The 14,410-nt window shown below is 39.2% G+C and carries 13 protein-coding genes; 10 read left to right on the top strand and 3 right to left on the bottom strand.

Annotated features, from left to right (window positions below; all coding sequences use genetic code 11):
- Positions 1-107: 107 nt before the first annotated feature.
- The 3 genes from CWB62_RS14935 to CWB62_RS14925 all read right to left on the bottom strand — a co-directional run bounded on the left by CWB62_RS14935 (position 108) and on the right by CWB62_RS14925 (position 5,024).
- On the bottom strand, positions 108-1,460 hold the full coding sequence (locus tag CWB62_RS14935; protein WP_058406030.1) for a hypothetical protein: 1,353 nt from the start codon (positions 1,458-1,460) through the stop codon (positions 108-110).
- A gap of 153 nt (positions 1,461-1,613) precedes the next feature.
- Entirely contained in the window at positions 1,614-4,058 is a 2,445-nt protein-coding gene (locus CWB62_RS14930; protein ID WP_138530188.1) for a TonB-dependent receptor, read from the bottom strand.
- A gap of 540 nt (positions 4,059-4,598) precedes the next feature.
- Entirely contained in the window at positions 4,599-5,024 is a 426-nt protein-coding gene (locus CWB62_RS14925) for a hypothetical protein (protein ID WP_138530190.1), read from the bottom strand.
- A gap of 338 nt (positions 5,025-5,362) precedes the next feature.
- Between CWB62_RS14925 and ccoN the strand changes: the two genes are divergently transcribed.
- The 10 genes from ccoN to uspE all read left to right on the top strand — a co-directional run bounded on the left by ccoN (position 5,363) and on the right by uspE (position 14,385).
- On the top strand, positions 5,363-6,796 hold the full coding sequence (gene ccoN, locus CWB62_RS14920; protein WP_006794295.1) for a cytochrome-c oxidase, cbb3-type subunit I: 1,434 nt from the start codon (positions 5,363-5,365) through the stop codon (positions 6,794-6,796).
- Between the two features lie 12 nt (positions 6,797-6,808).
- Entirely contained in the window at positions 6,809-7,483 is a 675-nt protein-coding gene (gene ccoO, locus CWB62_RS14915; protein ID WP_006794296.1) for a cytochrome-c oxidase, cbb3-type subunit II, read from the top strand.
- 5 nt (positions 7,484-7,488) lie between these two features.
- Entirely contained in the window at positions 7,489-7,674 is a 186-nt protein-coding gene (locus CWB62_RS14910) for a CcoQ/FixQ family Cbb3-type cytochrome c oxidase assembly chaperone (protein ID WP_006794297.1), read from the top strand.
- The gene (locus CWB62_RS14905; RefSeq protein ID WP_058406027.1) at positions 7,671-8,705 is read left to right on the top strand and encodes a c-type cytochrome; all 1,035 of its coding nucleotides are present in this window, start codon (positions 7,671-7,673) and stop codon (positions 8,703-8,705) included. Before CWB62_RS14910 ends, CWB62_RS14905 begins: the two co-directional genes overlap by 4 nt.
- Positions 8,706-8,854: 149 nt before the next feature.
- Positions 8,855-9,346 carry a FixH family protein gene (locus CWB62_RS14900; protein ID WP_138530192.1) on the top strand — a complete coding sequence of 164 codons (492 nt, stop codon included), beginning with the start codon at positions 8,855-8,857 and terminating at the stop codon, positions 9,344-9,346.
- An 8-nt stretch (positions 9,347-9,354) separates the two neighbouring features.
- Positions 9,355-11,730: a heavy metal translocating P-type ATPase gene (locus CWB62_RS14895; RefSeq protein WP_138530194.1), complete on the top strand. Its 2,376-nt coding sequence runs from the start codon at positions 9,355-9,357 to the stop codon at positions 11,728-11,730.
- Positions 11,727-11,894 carry a cbb3-type cytochrome oxidase assembly protein CcoS gene (gene ccoS, locus CWB62_RS14890; RefSeq protein WP_006794301.1) on the top strand — a complete coding sequence of 56 codons (168 nt, stop codon included), beginning with the start codon at positions 11,727-11,729 and terminating at the stop codon, positions 11,892-11,894. The genes CWB62_RS14895 and ccoS overlap by 4 nt, the downstream gene beginning before the upstream one ends.
- Positions 11,887-12,558: a sulfite exporter TauE/SafE family protein gene (locus CWB62_RS14885; RefSeq protein ID WP_138530196.1), complete on the top strand. Its 672-nt coding sequence runs from the start codon at positions 11,887-11,889 to the stop codon at positions 12,556-12,558. Before ccoS ends, CWB62_RS14885 begins: the two co-directional genes overlap by 8 nt.
- Before the next feature lie 68 nt (positions 12,559-12,626).
- Entirely contained in the window at positions 12,627-13,358 is a 732-nt protein-coding gene (locus CWB62_RS14880; RefSeq protein WP_138530198.1) for an FNR family transcription factor, read from the top strand.
- A 100-nt stretch (positions 13,359-13,458) separates the two neighbouring features.
- Positions 13,459-14,385 (top strand): universal stress protein UspE, encoded by a 927-nt coding sequence (gene uspE, locus CWB62_RS14875; protein ID WP_138530200.1) that lies wholly within the window; start codon positions 13,459-13,461, stop codon positions 14,383-14,385.
- Positions 14,386-14,410: the final 25 nt, after the last annotated feature.

The raw sequence follows: 14,410 nt of genomic DNA, 5'->3' as shown, positions 1-14,410 counted from the left end.
AACTTTATATAGCAAACATGGTTTAGCTAACTAAGTAACGCTTAAATAATTAAAAAAGGGGGATAGATTATATCTATCCCCCTTTTTTAATTATATGGCTATAAAACCTATTTTTTAGAGTAAATAAGCTCAATATTGACAATTTTACTGCGATTTAACGTAATTTTATAACGCTGATAAAGTGTTTTATCGCCCTCTGTATGCACCAGTACCATATTTAATTGATAACGTCGTTCTACGGCTTGTTTTGATATTTTGTTACTGTCTAAATGATAGAGCTTCCCTTCACCGCGCTTTAAATAGCGGGCAAATGGCGCTAAGTTAAATTGCAATGTTTGCTGTAACGTATCGTACCCTGGTAAAAACTCTTTTGCCGACACGCGGGTTTCACTTGCAAAATGCAGCCATTGCGCGGCCTGTTTATTTTGCTGACGACGTTTTGAAAAAATAGTTTGTACTTCTTTGGGGATTTTTTTAAACCGCGTGTACTCAAGCCAAATAAACTGACTTGCTATTTTATCTTTGGTAATACTGTTTTTAAATGTAAACCGCCATTTTGGCCGCCCTTGAACAATAGCACGCCAAATCACACGGGTTATGTCTTCTTTAAATATTTCACGCAGGCCATAAATAACACCCAGTATCAAAATAAGCGTGGCTGTGACCTCGGTAAAACTTGAGCGTGCATTAAGGATAACTAACATAACAAACGCCATTATAACTGCAGTCACCGTGCCTTTTACTAATCGCTTTAAGTAACTGTTTAAAAAGCGAGTATTACGCTGCAGTATTACTCCATGCTCAATTAAACGTTGTAGCAAACGCATTTTGTTTGTGATGCGGTTAGCATCTTGTAGTGTGGTTTCAGAGTTGTAATTTTTATCTGCTCGGTAAACGTTTTCGCTTTTACAAAACTGCAAAAGGTCGTTCCGCTCTTTAGCAAAATCACTACTACGCGGCCCTTCATCTAACAATTTTAAAAATGATTGTTCTACGTGCCAGCTAAGGTAGTTATCTGCATTTGTATAAAATGGCAGTAATTTTTCGTCATCGGGGGTATAACGGCGTAGCTTTTTTAATAACCCTTCGCTTTGCTCAAATAATTCATTTGCGCGATTATAAAACTCTTCTGCCTCATTTAATTTAAGTGCATCCTTAATATCAGCATCGAGCGCTAAACGCACTTGGTAACAAAATAAATTTAGATTTTGCCTGTAATCCTGCTGCTCACCTTTGTTTTTACTCACAAAACGGCTTCGTACTAGTGGCAAATGAATATTATTGGCGTTGTAAGCTAAGTGAGATTTAAACTGGTTATTGAAGTAAGATTCTTCACTTAACGTTTTTGGATTTATTCCCATTTCATTAGGAATAGAAAAATACAGATCAATACGCTGCTCTGAACGCGCATTTAACTCGGGCTCAATGACAAAAGATAAATTTTCGTCTTGTTTTAGCAATCAACTCTCCTTTTTTTGTTGTTTTTAGTTTACTTCCCTCGTTTACTTTGTTCAATAAAAAAGGCCCCGTAAACACGGAGCCTTAAAAGTTTTATACCTAACTTGAATTCGGCTATAAATAGAATGGTTAAATAGCGTTCAAGTTACTTACAGTTAAAACTTGTAATTAATACTTGCGAATACTCGTGAACCAATAACGTCGTAAATCTCTGGTACGGTGCCCATGTCATTACCGCCAAGGACTTCTTCAGGCTCTTTATCAAAAATATTATTCATACCACCTGTCACTTTCAGTGATTCATTTAGGTTGTACGTCATTGAAATATCGTGGTAAATAACATTATCAGTGCTGAACGACTCACCGTAATAATCACCACTCATACCACGAATAAAGCGTGCGTTATAAAGCACACTCAACGCATCAGACAAATCGTAATTTACAGACAAGTTAGATTTGATTTTAGAGTAGCCGCCAATGTTACCGTCAATAGTCCCCGTGTAATCAATATCATCTTGCTCAAATTCAACTAAGTAAGTGGTATCTAGATTGACGCGGTAGTTATCGGCCGTGTAACCAATGTTCCAGTCAATACCTGATGTTTTTTGAGAGCCAACATTGGTTAATGCAGAGCTTAAGTTTGATAAATCACCCGCTGGGGTAATATTTACCGAATCACACGATTGCGTATCGCCCGCAAAACAGTTGTTCATTTCGTTTTGTACATCTAAACGCGTAATAGCGTTAGTGATGTCAAACTTCCAGTAATCAAGCGTTGTAGATAAACCATCAACTACTTCCCACACCATGCCAAATGTAAACGAACGGCTTTCTTCTGCTTGTAAGTCAGCATCACTTGTGTAGTTCACTAAAATTTGCGCATCTTGCTCGTTACCCCATGGATCGGCTAGGTAATCGTATGAGCCCGAGTTACCACCAAATAGTTCAGCAACGTTTGGTGCTCTAAAACCAGTTGCAAGTACAGAACGAACCATAAATGAATCTGTTACATCCCAAGTAGCGCCAAGCTTCCACGTTGTCTCACCACCAAACGTAGAATAATTGTCGTAACGTGCAGCCCCTTCAAGTGTTACCACTTCTAAGACAGGCATCGATGTTTCAAAGTAAATCGACTGTACCGAATAATCACCTTCAGTAGGATCTTGCTGAGCAGCTGTACTTTGGCCCAATTGTGTAATTAAATCAGGTGTGTAAAAACCACTTTCAAAACGGTTCTCAATACCTATAGCGTAACCAATATCGCTATCGGTTAGTGCGCTGTAACCTGCTGATAAGATAAATTGCTCATTTCCACCTTCGTTATTTTCGGTGTAAATAGAATCGTTAGCAGTTAAAAAGTCACGGCTAAGTGCATCACCACTAAACCAAAGTGCTTGGTTTGCGTAAATGCTTTGCTCTACTTGGCTTGCATTAATCGAGTTTTGTACTTTATCTTTAGAGTCGTTTCTGCCGTATGTAGCACTCACATCCCAGCTTGCATCGTTATCTAAAATGCCTTGTAATGCCACAGATGCACGGTATGTGTCTGTTGTTTGCTCGTATATACGCGGGCCAGCATCAACCATTCTTCTGCGATACTCTAGCGAATCGGCAAGCTCACCGTCGGCGATAAACGCATTAGTGTATTCGCTATCAAGGTTTGCTGTAAGTAAATCTACACTGGCTGGTTGAGGTGCCAATTGCTGTGATGAGTCACGACGTGTATACATTAGATCAACATTAAAAGTGGTATCAGCGTCTAGCTCTTTATCAAAGCTTGTAAAAAGGCTGTACAAATCGTTTGGTGTTTGCGCATAACTCGATGTAGTGAAGTCGTACGACGTTGTTCTATCGGCAAATACACCATTACCTTCGTATGTTTTACCGCCTAAAGTACCTTGTGGAATAAACGACGACTGTCCTGCAGGCACAAAGCTACGATCTGATTGAATCACTTCTCCACGGCTTGAAAACTGGGCACCAACTACTAAGTTACCATCGGCAATCTGCATGCCATGTAATAAGCTAGTACCGTAGTTATTACCATCACCTTTCGTTGTGCGGCTTCCTTCAACATTAAGCTCAGTACCTTCAAAATCTTTTTTGGTAATAATGTTAACAACACCGGCGATTGCATCAGATCCATACACCGCTGATGCACCATCTTTTAAGATTTCAATTGATTTGATCATTGCAACAGGAATGGTATTTAAATCAACTGAAGAGTCTGCACCGGTTCCAGAAGAAACCATACGACGACCATTTAGTAACACTAGGGTACGTTGTGATCCCATGCCACGTAAGTTAACAGTTGCAGAACCACCCGAACCATTATTACTTGAAGCACCAAGGCTTATACCCGCAGCAGAGGGTTGAGTTGAGAGAATATCGGCAACAGACGTGAAACCACTTTTTGCAATAAAGTCATCGCCAATAACAGTAATTGGGCTGGCTGTTTCCATATCAGTACGGTTGATGCGTGAACCCGTAACTTGAATTTTTTCGATTGAATTTGCAGCTTCGTCTGCTGCTAGTACATGTACACTTGAAAACATTGGGATGGCTGCAACTACAGCTAGACCAAGAGTCGATTTAGTCATGAAAGAATCCTACTTGTTGGAATTTACCAAGATTGGTAATGCTCATTTGTTATAAGAAGAATGAGTCGGCAGGCAACTTAAGCGCACTTAACTGAACGAAAACTTAACGCTTGATTGTTTTTTAATAAAGGTAAAAAAGACCACCCTATAAAAGGTACAAAGGTTACTCTTTGTTTCATTGTTAATATAAAAATACAATTTAAAATTAATGATTTAAAAAAACTTATACACAATTAAAGTACAGATGAAATCAAACACCGCTACTTTGTAATCAAATGTAATTACTCCTACTGATTAGTAATAATTCAGGTATTAACAACTTAATCACACGGCATTATTAAAAAGGTAAAACCACCTGATAGTTGCTAACCCATGACAAAAGCCTATTGCTCATAGTCAATAACAAACACTCTTGCTTTGTTAGGTATGATTTTTAAATGTGGACTACATTGTATGGAGTATGTGTGCTTGTACAAATCAACAATTTTGGGATAAAACGTGATCGGTTGGCTGCTTAATTCGTAATAAAATAAGAGTTTATCAGTAGGTAACGTAGAAGTTAAAGTTGAGGGTATCTTCTTTTGAAGTAGTTGTATTTATAACGGTTAACTCTAAGGTCCAAAGCATATTGTTTTCTGAGCAAATGCCAACCATGGTTTCGCTTTTCCATAAGTCGCCTTGCTTTACAAACTGCTGCGGAATATACCCCATATACATAGTGATGCCCTTCAACTTTGCTTGAGTTATTTTTATATCATCAGGCAGTTTACTGAAAATTGTAAAAGGTGTTTCAGGTGAAAGAGATTGATGACTAAGCCACACTTTCACATTATTTGGGTAAATACATTCTAAGTTAGGTTCGCAGTTTGAGTTTTTAAGGACCGTTGCGTTTTTATGCTCACCAGAATCACAGGCGGTTAACAGTAAAAGTAACAAAAACACAAAACAAAATTGGGTTGCTTTCATAAAACATGTCCTTCGAATAAAAGCAGATACTAATAATCAAGCTTATAAATGACAAGCATGGTGCACTAAATAACCAAAATTAGACACTAAGCTAATCAAAAAATAGACAACAAAGTCACAAAGTTTGATTGATGTCATAATATTACGTAATTGACCTATCTTTTTTAGGCCAAAAAATTTATTATTTCCCTCGCAAAAATTAGGGTTTCTCGAGTTTGTTTTCTGAAGCATTCATGCTTTGAACGTTTTAGGTAACATGCTTGTGAAGTAATAGTAGGCCCCACTTTTCAAGTGGGTAATTCATTTCTAAACGCATTTATTGCAGCGGAAGCCAGAAAATGAGCCAAACAGTAGCATCACAAACTGAGTATAACTATAAAGTTGTACGCCAATTCGCTATTATGACAGTGATTTGGGGCATCGTTGGCATGAGTATTGGGGTTCTGATTGCTGCCCAATTAGCTTGGCCAGCACTTAACTTTGATACACCATGGTTAACTTACTCTCGACTACGTCCGTTACACACGAACGCAGTAATTTTCGCATTTGGTACAAGTGCACTTTTTGCGACGTCTTATTACGTCGTTCAACGTACTTGTCAAACGCGCCTTTTCTCAGACAAACTTGCCGCAATTTCATTTTGGGGCTGGCAGCTAGTTATCGTATTAGCAGTAATTACTTTACCACTTGGTATTACAAGCTCTAAAGAATACGCTGAACTAGAATGGCCAATCGATATTCTAATCGCAGTTGTTTGGATTATTTATGCAGTTGTATTTTTTGGTACTTTAATTAAACGTAAAGTGTCGCATATTTATGTTGCTAACTGGTTCTACGCTGGCTTTATCATTACTGTTGCGGTGTTGCACATTGTAAACAGCATGGCTGTGCCTGTATCGTTAACTAAATCGTACTCTATTTACGCTGGTGCAGTAGATGCAATGGTGCAATGGTGGTACGGTCACAACGCTGTAGGTTTCTTATTAACCGCTGGTTTCTTAGGCATGATGTACTACTTTGTACCTAAACAAGCGGGTCGCCCTGTTTACTCTTACCGTTTATCGGTCGTTCACTTTTGGGCACTTGTATCTTTATATATTTGGGCCGGTCCTCACCACCTTCACTACACTGCGCTTCCAGATTGGACGCAAAGTTTAGGTATGGTTATGTCTATCATCCTATTCGTTCCATCTTGGGGTGGTATGATAAACGGTATAATGACCTTATCGGGTGCGTGGCACAAACTGCGTACTGACCCAGTGCTTCGTTTCTTAGTTGTATCGTTGTCTTTCTATGGTATGTCTACGTTTGAAGGCCCAATGATGGCAATTAAATCTGTGAATGCATTATCTCATTACACAGATTGGACTGTAGGCCATGTTCACTCAGGTGCACTTGGTTGGGTAGCAATGATTTCGATTGGTGCTATTTACCACCTTATCCCTGCACTATTCGCACAAGGTCGTATGTACAGCATTAAGCTTGTTAACACCCACTTCTGGTTACACACAGTTGGTGTTGTTTTATACATTGTTGCAATGTGGATTTCAGGTGTAATGCAAGGTCTAATGTGGCGTGCAGTTAATGCTGACGGTACATTAATGTATAGCTTTGTTCAGTCTTTAGAAGCATCACATCCTTTCTACATAATGCGTTTTGTTGGCGGTGTATTCATCGTAACAGGTATGTTAGTTATGGCTTATAACGTTTTCCGTACAATTTCAGCTGAAAAAGAATCACTGAAGTTAGACGCGCAAGCACAATTAGCATAACGGAGTGAGATGATGAGCAATAAAAATTCACAAAACAAACACGAAATAGTAGAAAAAAACGTTGGCCTTATGGCCATACTAACTGTTTTTGCTATTAGCTTTGGTGCATTAGTTGAAATTACTCCACTTATGTTCCAAGACGACACAACAAAACCAGTAGATGGCTTACGTCCTCTAAATGCATTAGAAATGGAAGGTCGCGATATTTACGTGCGTGAAGGTTGTTATAACTGTCACTCACAAATGATTCGTCCTTTTCGTGACGAAGTTGAACGTTACGGCCACTATTCTGTAGCAGGCGAGTCAGTATGGGATCACCCTTTCCAATGGGGTTCTAAACGAACTGGTCCTGACCTTGCTCGTGTTGGTAAACGTTACTCGGACGATTGGCATTATGCTCACTTAGTAAACCCGCGTGATGTGGTTCCTGAGTCTAATATGCCAGGTTTTCCTTGGTTAGCAGAGAACACAGTTGACACCAGCTTAACTCTGAAAAAACTACAAATTTTCCGTGATACATTCGCTATTAATCCAGAAAACCCAAAACATCCGGGTTTAGGATACGGTAGCGATGAAGAACTAATAGCTGACGTTGCCAAAGTTGATGCAATGAATGACGGTAAAGGCGCGACAGAAATGCAAGCCCTTATCGCTTATTTGCAACAGCTTGGCACGCACTTGAAGTAATTATTATGGATTACGGAACATACAGAGGCATTTTAACTCTGGTAATTTTAGTATTGTTTATTGTGATTGTTGTATGGGCATACAGCAAGCGTACCAAAAATCGTTTTGACGACGCTGCTAATGCCATTTTTGAAGATGAAAAAAAACATAACAACACACTCTCTAACGAGGAAAAGGAGTCTGAAAAATGACTAGCTTTTGGAGTATTTGGGTTATTGTTTTAACCCTAGCATGCTTACTTATTATCTTTGGCCTATTAGTGTGGAACTTAAAAAACTACGCTGGTGTTGAAGAAGGTGAAGATTGTGGGCATGAGTATGACGGTATTACCGAACTGAACAATCCGCTACCTAAGTGGTGGACTTACATGTTCTTCGCAACATTTATATGGGCGGTTTACTATTTAGCGGCTTATCCAGGTTTAGGTAACTGGGAAGGGTTAGGTAAATGGACAAGCTCTAATCAGGGTATTACATCTTTAGCGGAATCGAAAGAAGCTGTTAAATTAGCAGCTGAAGAAGGCCGTTTTGTAAAGCTTGATAAAGAGTACGAAGCAGCAGAAGAGCGTTTTGGTCCTATTTTTAATCGACTTGCAAAAGTACCTGTTTTAGATTTGGTTCAATCTAAAATCGATGGTGATGCAGCACAGCAGCTAGCCCTTGAAAATGGTACTGAGCATGAACAAACAGATGGTCAATTAGCGTTAGAAATTGGTCAACGTTTGTTCTCACAAAACTGTGCGCAGTGTCATGGCTCTGATGCACGTGGCGGCATTGGCTTCCCTAATCTAACTGATAAAGATTGGTTATACGGTGGCACACCAGACAAAATTAGAGAAACTCTTCTAATTGGTCGTGTTGCAGCTATGCCTCCTTGGGGTGCAGCATTAGGTGAACAAGGTATAAAAGAAATGACAGCACACGTGCTAAGCCTTTCTGGTCGTACAGTTAACCAAAAAGATGCAGCCGCTGGTGCAGCTAAGTTTGCAATGTGTGCAGCATGTCACGGTGCAGACGGTAAAGGGTCGGTTGCTCACAACCTACCGTTTGGCGCGCCCAACCTAACAGATAACATTTGGTTATACGGCGGTTCTCAACGTGCCGTTGAAGAAACTCTGCTTAACGGTCGTGCTGGTGTAATGCCTGCATGGAAAGACATTTTAGGTGAAGATAAAATCCACCTTTTAACAGCGTACGTTTACAATTTATCGCAAGATAAATAAGCACGCTGTTAATAGAATGTTTATAAATTAATTTATTAAATTCAATAGATTAATCCAGATCAAAAAAGCCTCCACTAGGAGGCTTTTTTTTAGTCTTTTACGTACAATTACTATAAAATAACGTCTTCGAAACTAACATTAGAGTCACTATGCAACCTACTCCGTGGTATAAAAACTTTTGGCCTTGGTTTTTAATTTTTTTCCCGCTAGCAGCCATTGTTGGCTGTTTTACTTTACTGATAACGGCAATTGGCAACGGCCCAGATATGGTTGTTGATGATTACTATAAAAAAGGTAAAGCAATTAATTTAGAGCTCAGTAAATTCGAGAAAGCTAAAGCGCTCTATTTACATGGTGAATTAGCAGTAACTAATGACCGAGTGAGTTTTAAATTTACCAAAGGCGATAGCAGTAATGTACCGGCTTTAAAAGTATCGTTTTATCACCGTACAATTAAAGCTCACGACTTTGAAGCGACACTTACAGCTAATGCAAACAAAGAATTCACCGCACTACTTGAAAATTACACTGAGGGTGCTTACTCCATTTTTATTGAACCTATCGATAAAACATGGAAATTAAAAGAAAACATTACCCTACCCACGGTTGAAACCGTTTTAGTTACGCCAAACTATAAGTAGTTATTACTATGTCTAACTCTTGCTTTCATTGCCTTGAGAGTGTGCCAAAAGGATTTAGCGCCACAGTTACAATAGACGATACCCCCCAGCCAATGTGTTGCATTGGTTGCCAGGCCGTAGCGCAAAATATTGTTGAGCAAGGAATGACTGATTACTACAAGTACCGCACAGTCAGTGCGGGTAAAGTGGAGCAACTTGTTCCTGAGCAATTGGCATTTATTAAAAGTTATGACAACGAAGATATTCAAGATGAATTTATAGCCACGAGTAACAATATTTCAGAAGTATTATTGAGTGTTGAAGGCATTACGTGTGCTGCATGTGCGTGGCTTATAGAAAAGCAATTATTGAGTTTAAACACCGTAAAGCGAGTGGATGTAAATACCTCAACTAACCGTGCAATGATCCAGTGGGACAAAACAGCGACACCACTAAGCGAAGTGATTACTGCCTTGGCCAAAATTGGTTACAAGGCGTACCCATTTCAGGCCGATACCGAAGCACAACAAAAGCAACAAACTGCCAAAGCATATATTCGCCGCTTAGGCGTGGCAGGCTTAATGACAATGCAAGTAATGATGTTTGCATTTGCCATGTATTTTGGCATGTTTTCAGGCATGGATAGTAATTTTGAACAGTACTTTAGATGGATAAGCTTAGTACTTGCTTCTCCCGTTATTTTGTATAGTGCCCTGCCCTTTTTAACCAATGCAATTAACGGCTTAAAAGCTAAGCAGCTTAATATGGATTTACCTGTATCCTTAGCCATTTTTGGCGCCTACGGAGCCAGTTGTTATGCCACTGTTATGCAAGTTGGTGAGGTATATTTTGAATCTATTTGCATGTTTACCTTTTTATTATTACTGGGTAAATATTTAGAATTTAGAGCACGCTTAAAAGCAAGTGAATACACAGCAAACCTTCAAAAGTTACTACCATTAACGGCTCGCACGCTTACAGATAGTGGTGAAGAACTCATTATTGCGGCTAAAAAGCTTAAACTTAATGATGTTGTGCTTATTAAAGCAGGTGAAACCATTCCCGCCGACGGCGAACTCATTAAAGGTAAAACGACGGTTGATGAATCAATGATGACCGGCGAGCACCAACCCGTTAACAAGTTTATAGGCCATAATGTGTATGCCGGCTGTGTAAACCACGATGGTGTTATTGAAATTAAAATAAACAAAATAGGTCAAAATACACTTTTAAATCAAATTATTCGCCTGCAGCACAATGCACTCACAAAACGCCCCAAACTGGTCGAAATAACTGATAAAGTCGCTCAAGGGTTTGTAGCTTGCTTGTTAGTATTTGCCTCATTAACCGCTATTGGGTGGTATCAAATTGATCCCGAGCACGCTTTTTGGATCACTATTTCAGTGTTAGTTGCAACCTGCCCTTGTGCCTTAAGTTTAGCAATACCGACTGCTTTAACGTGTGCAATTGCCAGCCTAACCAAAAAGGGAATTTTAATTAAGCAAACTCATGTACTTGAAACACTCTCCAAATTAACGTTATTTGCGTTCGATAAAACAGGCACACTCACCCAAGGTAAATTTAGCCTTGATGAGGTCGATATTATCGACAGCCACTATTCAAAAGATGATGTAATGGCCATTGCAGCAATGTTGGAGCGTTTTTCTGAGCACCCGATTGCAACTGCTTTTGATGGTTTCACTCCAGCAAAGCATACGCTGCATAACATTGAAGTGCACGCAGGTTTAGGGATCAGTGCAAAAGATGAAACCTTTCATTATGCTATAGGTAAAAGTGGTTGGTTTGATAGTAAAAAAACAAACGCACAGGCCAGTTTGTACATAAACAAACGTGTTGTGGCACGCTTTTATTTTGTGGATAAAGTAAAGCACGATGCCGAAAGTTTAATTAAATCGTTACACGCACAGCAATTAACTTGCCACATGTTAACTGGTGATGCGTCAGATGCGGGCAACAAAGTAGCTAAGCAATTAAAATTAGACAGCGTGCAATCTGGTTGCTCACCAAAAGATAAACAAACCGCCGTAGAGGCATTTTCATCTCAAAATGAAGTAGTCGCTATGGTGGGTGATGGTATAAACGATAGCCCTGTATTTGCAAGTGCCCATTTATCTATTGCAATGGAAACCGGCGCTGATATATCAAAAAACAGCGCCGATGTTGTACTGCTAAATAGCGATTTAGCGTCTATTGATCACTTACTGAATATAGCTAAACAAACTCGGCGTATTATTAAACAAAACCTAACATTGTCATTGTTGTATAATGGCACAATCTTACCGCTTGCAGCGCTTGGATTAGTTGCTCCCTGGATGGCGGTCATTGGCATGTCTGCCAGTTCGATTATTGTGATATGTAATTCACTGAGGCTATTAAAGTTATGAGCATAATTTACATTTTGATCCCCATTGCCATTTTGTTTGTACTTATTGCTATTGGCGTATTTTTTTGGGCAGTAAGAAGCGAGCAGTTTTCTGATTTAAACAAACAAGGCCACAGTATTTTGTTTGAAGATGACAAAGAGCAGCATAATAAAAGCAATGATTGACCCTTTATACATAAGCGCATTTTTAATGGGCTTAATTGGTAGTGGCCACTGCATAGCAATGTGTGGAGGGATTGCAAGCTCTTTACAATTAGCCAGCGAAAAGCGAAAAACACTCTCCTACTCATTTGCTTATAACATTGGCCGAGCATTAAGTTACATGGTTGCAGGCTCACTCGTTGCGGGTATAAGCAGCCAATTTGCTAAACAAAACACATCATTCTCTATAACGCTTTCATTTATTGCTGCCATTTTTATGCTTTTGGTTGGCGTTTACATAATGCGTTTAGGTCCAACATTGCAATGGCTCGAAAAAATAGGCAAAACGCTTATTTGGCAGCATATAGTGAAGCTTAATAAATATTTAATGCCCGTTGACTCAACGGTTAAAGCATTGGGTTATGGCGCATTATGGGGGTGGTTGCCATGCGGTTTGGTTTACTCTGCGCTAACATGGGCAATGACAAGCCCAACAGCATTTGATGGCGCAATAGTGATGTTATGTTTTGCACTAGGTACATTTCCAGCCATGATCACCGTAGGCATTGCGGCGCAAAAACTTAATAGCATAATAAATCATCCCTGGACCCGCATTGTATTAGGTAGTGTTATAATTTGGTATGGTATCTACTTATTGATTATTGCAACCGATAAGTTAGTACATTAATGTTTAAGGTGTATTAACCTTTCGAGGTTTATTTGCCCCAGTATATAAAAACTAAAACGGATAAAATTATGGATTTCACTCAAAGTCGCGCTAAAGGTAATTGTGCTATTAGCTGTAATAACTGCAGCATAAGCCAATTGTGTTTGCCATTTTCGTTAAATGGCCAAGAAATGGATAAACTTGACGAGATTATTGAGCGAAAAAAGCCATTACACAAGGGAGATTACTTGTTTGAATCGGGTGCTTCATTAAAAGCAATTTATGCAGTACGATCTGGCTCATTTAAATCATATACCTTGTCTGAGCAAGGCGATGAGCAAATTACTGGCTTTCATTTAGCAGGCGATTTAGTAGGCTTTGATGCAATTAGTAAAATGACACATCAGAGCTTTTCTCAGGCTCTTGAAACCTCAATGATTTGCGAAATTCCCTTTGACACCCTTGATGAACTTGCAGGTAAATTACCTAAACTACGCCAGCAAATAATGCGTTTAATGAGCAGTGAAATTACCTACGATCAAGAAATGTTGTTACTACTTAACAAAAAATCGGCAGAAGAGCGTTTAGCTAGTTTTGTTTATAACTTATCGGAACGATTTGGTGAACGTGGTTTTTCGCGTAAAGAATTTAGGTTTACCATGACCCGTGGTGAAATAGGTAATTACTTAGGCCTAACAGTAGAAACTATTAGCCGTTTATTAAGCCGCTTTCAAAAGGCTGATTTGATTAAAGTAGAAGGCAAGTTTATTACTATTTTAGATAATAACGCACTGGCTAAAACGGCAGCCATTGTTAGATAGATATACATTGATATAGAACAACAATTTATGTGCTAGGCCTTTAACTGTTTTGTATTTGAGTTACACTAAAAGTACACCAGTTAGGTAAATGGAGTAGCACATGAACACAATTAAACGCATTCTTGCGGTTATTGACCCTACCAAAGACGACCAACACGGTTTAGCGCGCTCAGTCGAGCTGGCAAAAAAATCTGGCGCAACCATTACTGCCTTTATGACGGTATATGATTTTTCGTATGAAATGACAACCATGCTCTCAGGCGATGAGCGCGAAGCCATGCGAGAAGCCGTTTTAAAAGACCGCGAACTTTGGCTAAACGATTTAGTTTCACCTTATAACACGCTAAATATTGAAACATTAGTTGTTTGGCATAACCGCCCTTACGAAGCCATTATTGAAACAGTTATTGATCAAAACTACGATTTAGTTATTAAAAGTACCCATCAACATGGTGCACTAAAATCGGTAATATTTACCCCAACAGACTGGCATTTAGTGCGTAAATGCCCTACTCCGGTGTTATTTGTAAAAGAAATGGCATGGCCTGAAAATGGCAATATTTTAGCTGCAGTTAACGCAGTGAGTGAGAATGATCAGCATATTGCGTTAAACAAACGTATAATTAAAGACGCGCAATTTTTATGTGAACTTGCAAACGCAAAGCTGAATTTAGTCAATGCATTCCCCGCAACCCCTATTAATATAGCGATTGAAATACCAGAGTTTAATCCTAGTCTTTACAACGAGTCAGTAAAAAAACACCATATAGAATCAACCAATGCACTGGCTACTGAGTTTGCTTTAACTAGTGAACACTGCTTTATCGAAGAAGGTTTACCAGAAGACGTGATCCCCGACATTGCTAAACGCCTTAACAGCGAGCTGGTTGTTATTGGAACCGTAGGCCGTACAGGATTAAGCGCCGCATTGGTAGGCAATACTGCAGAGCATGTAATAGATAGCCTAGACTGCGATGTATTAGCACTAAAACCAGATGGCTATGTAAGCCCACTAGCAAAAGATTAATAAATTTTGCTGTAGCTCCAGATAT

The organism is Pseudoalteromonas sp. S408 (genome assembly GCF_005886645.1).
Lineage (GTDB): Bacteria > Pseudomonadota > Gammaproteobacteria > Enterobacterales > Alteromonadaceae > Pseudoalteromonas.
Note: the sequence above shows the minus strand (reverse complement) of the source record. Positions and strands in the feature narration are given on the sequence as shown.

Excerpts from the sequence above, each read along its gene's own strand:
- CWB62_RS14925 (WP_138530190.1), bottom strand. The coding sequence starts at position 5,024 with ATGAAAGCAACCCAATTTTGTTTTGTGTTTTTGTTACTTTTACTGTTA.
- ccoO (WP_006794296.1), top strand. The coding sequence starts at position 6,809 with ATGAGCAATAAAAATTCACAAAACAAACACGAAATAGTAGAAAAAAAC.
- CWB62_RS14895 (WP_138530194.1), top strand. The coding sequence starts at position 9,355 with ATGTCTAACTCTTGCTTTCATTGCCTTGAGAGTGTGCCAAAAGGATTT.
- CWB62_RS14885 (WP_138530196.1), top strand. The coding sequence starts at position 11,887 with ATGATTGACCCTTTATACATAAGCGCATTTTTAATGGGCTTAATTGGT.
- ccoS (WP_006794301.1), top strand. The coding sequence starts at position 11,727 with ATGAGCATAATTTACATTTTGATCCCCATTGCCATTTTGTTTGTACTT.
- CWB62_RS14910 (WP_006794297.1), top strand. The coding sequence starts at position 7,489 with ATGGATTACGGAACATACAGAGGCATTTTAACTCTGGTAATTTTAGTA.
- uspE (WP_138530200.1), top strand. The coding sequence starts at position 13,459 with ATGAACACAATTAAACGCATTCTTGCGGTTATTGACCCTACCAAAGAC.
- ccoN (WP_006794295.1), top strand. The coding sequence starts at position 5,363 with ATGAGCCAAACAGTAGCATCACAAACTGAGTATAACTATAAAGTTGTA.
- CWB62_RS14905 (WP_058406027.1), top strand. The coding sequence starts at position 7,671 with ATGACTAGCTTTTGGAGTATTTGGGTTATTGTTTTAACCCTAGCATGC.
- CWB62_RS14900 (WP_138530192.1), top strand. The coding sequence starts at position 8,855 with ATGCAACCTACTCCGTGGTATAAAAACTTTTGGCCTTGGTTTTTAATT.
- CWB62_RS14930 (WP_138530188.1), bottom strand. The coding sequence starts at position 4,058 with ATGACTAAATCGACTCTTGGTCTAGCTGTAGTTGCAGCCATCCCAATG.
- CWB62_RS14880 (WP_138530198.1), top strand. The coding sequence starts at position 12,627 with ATGGATTTCACTCAAAGTCGCGCTAAAGGTAATTGTGCTATTAGCTGT.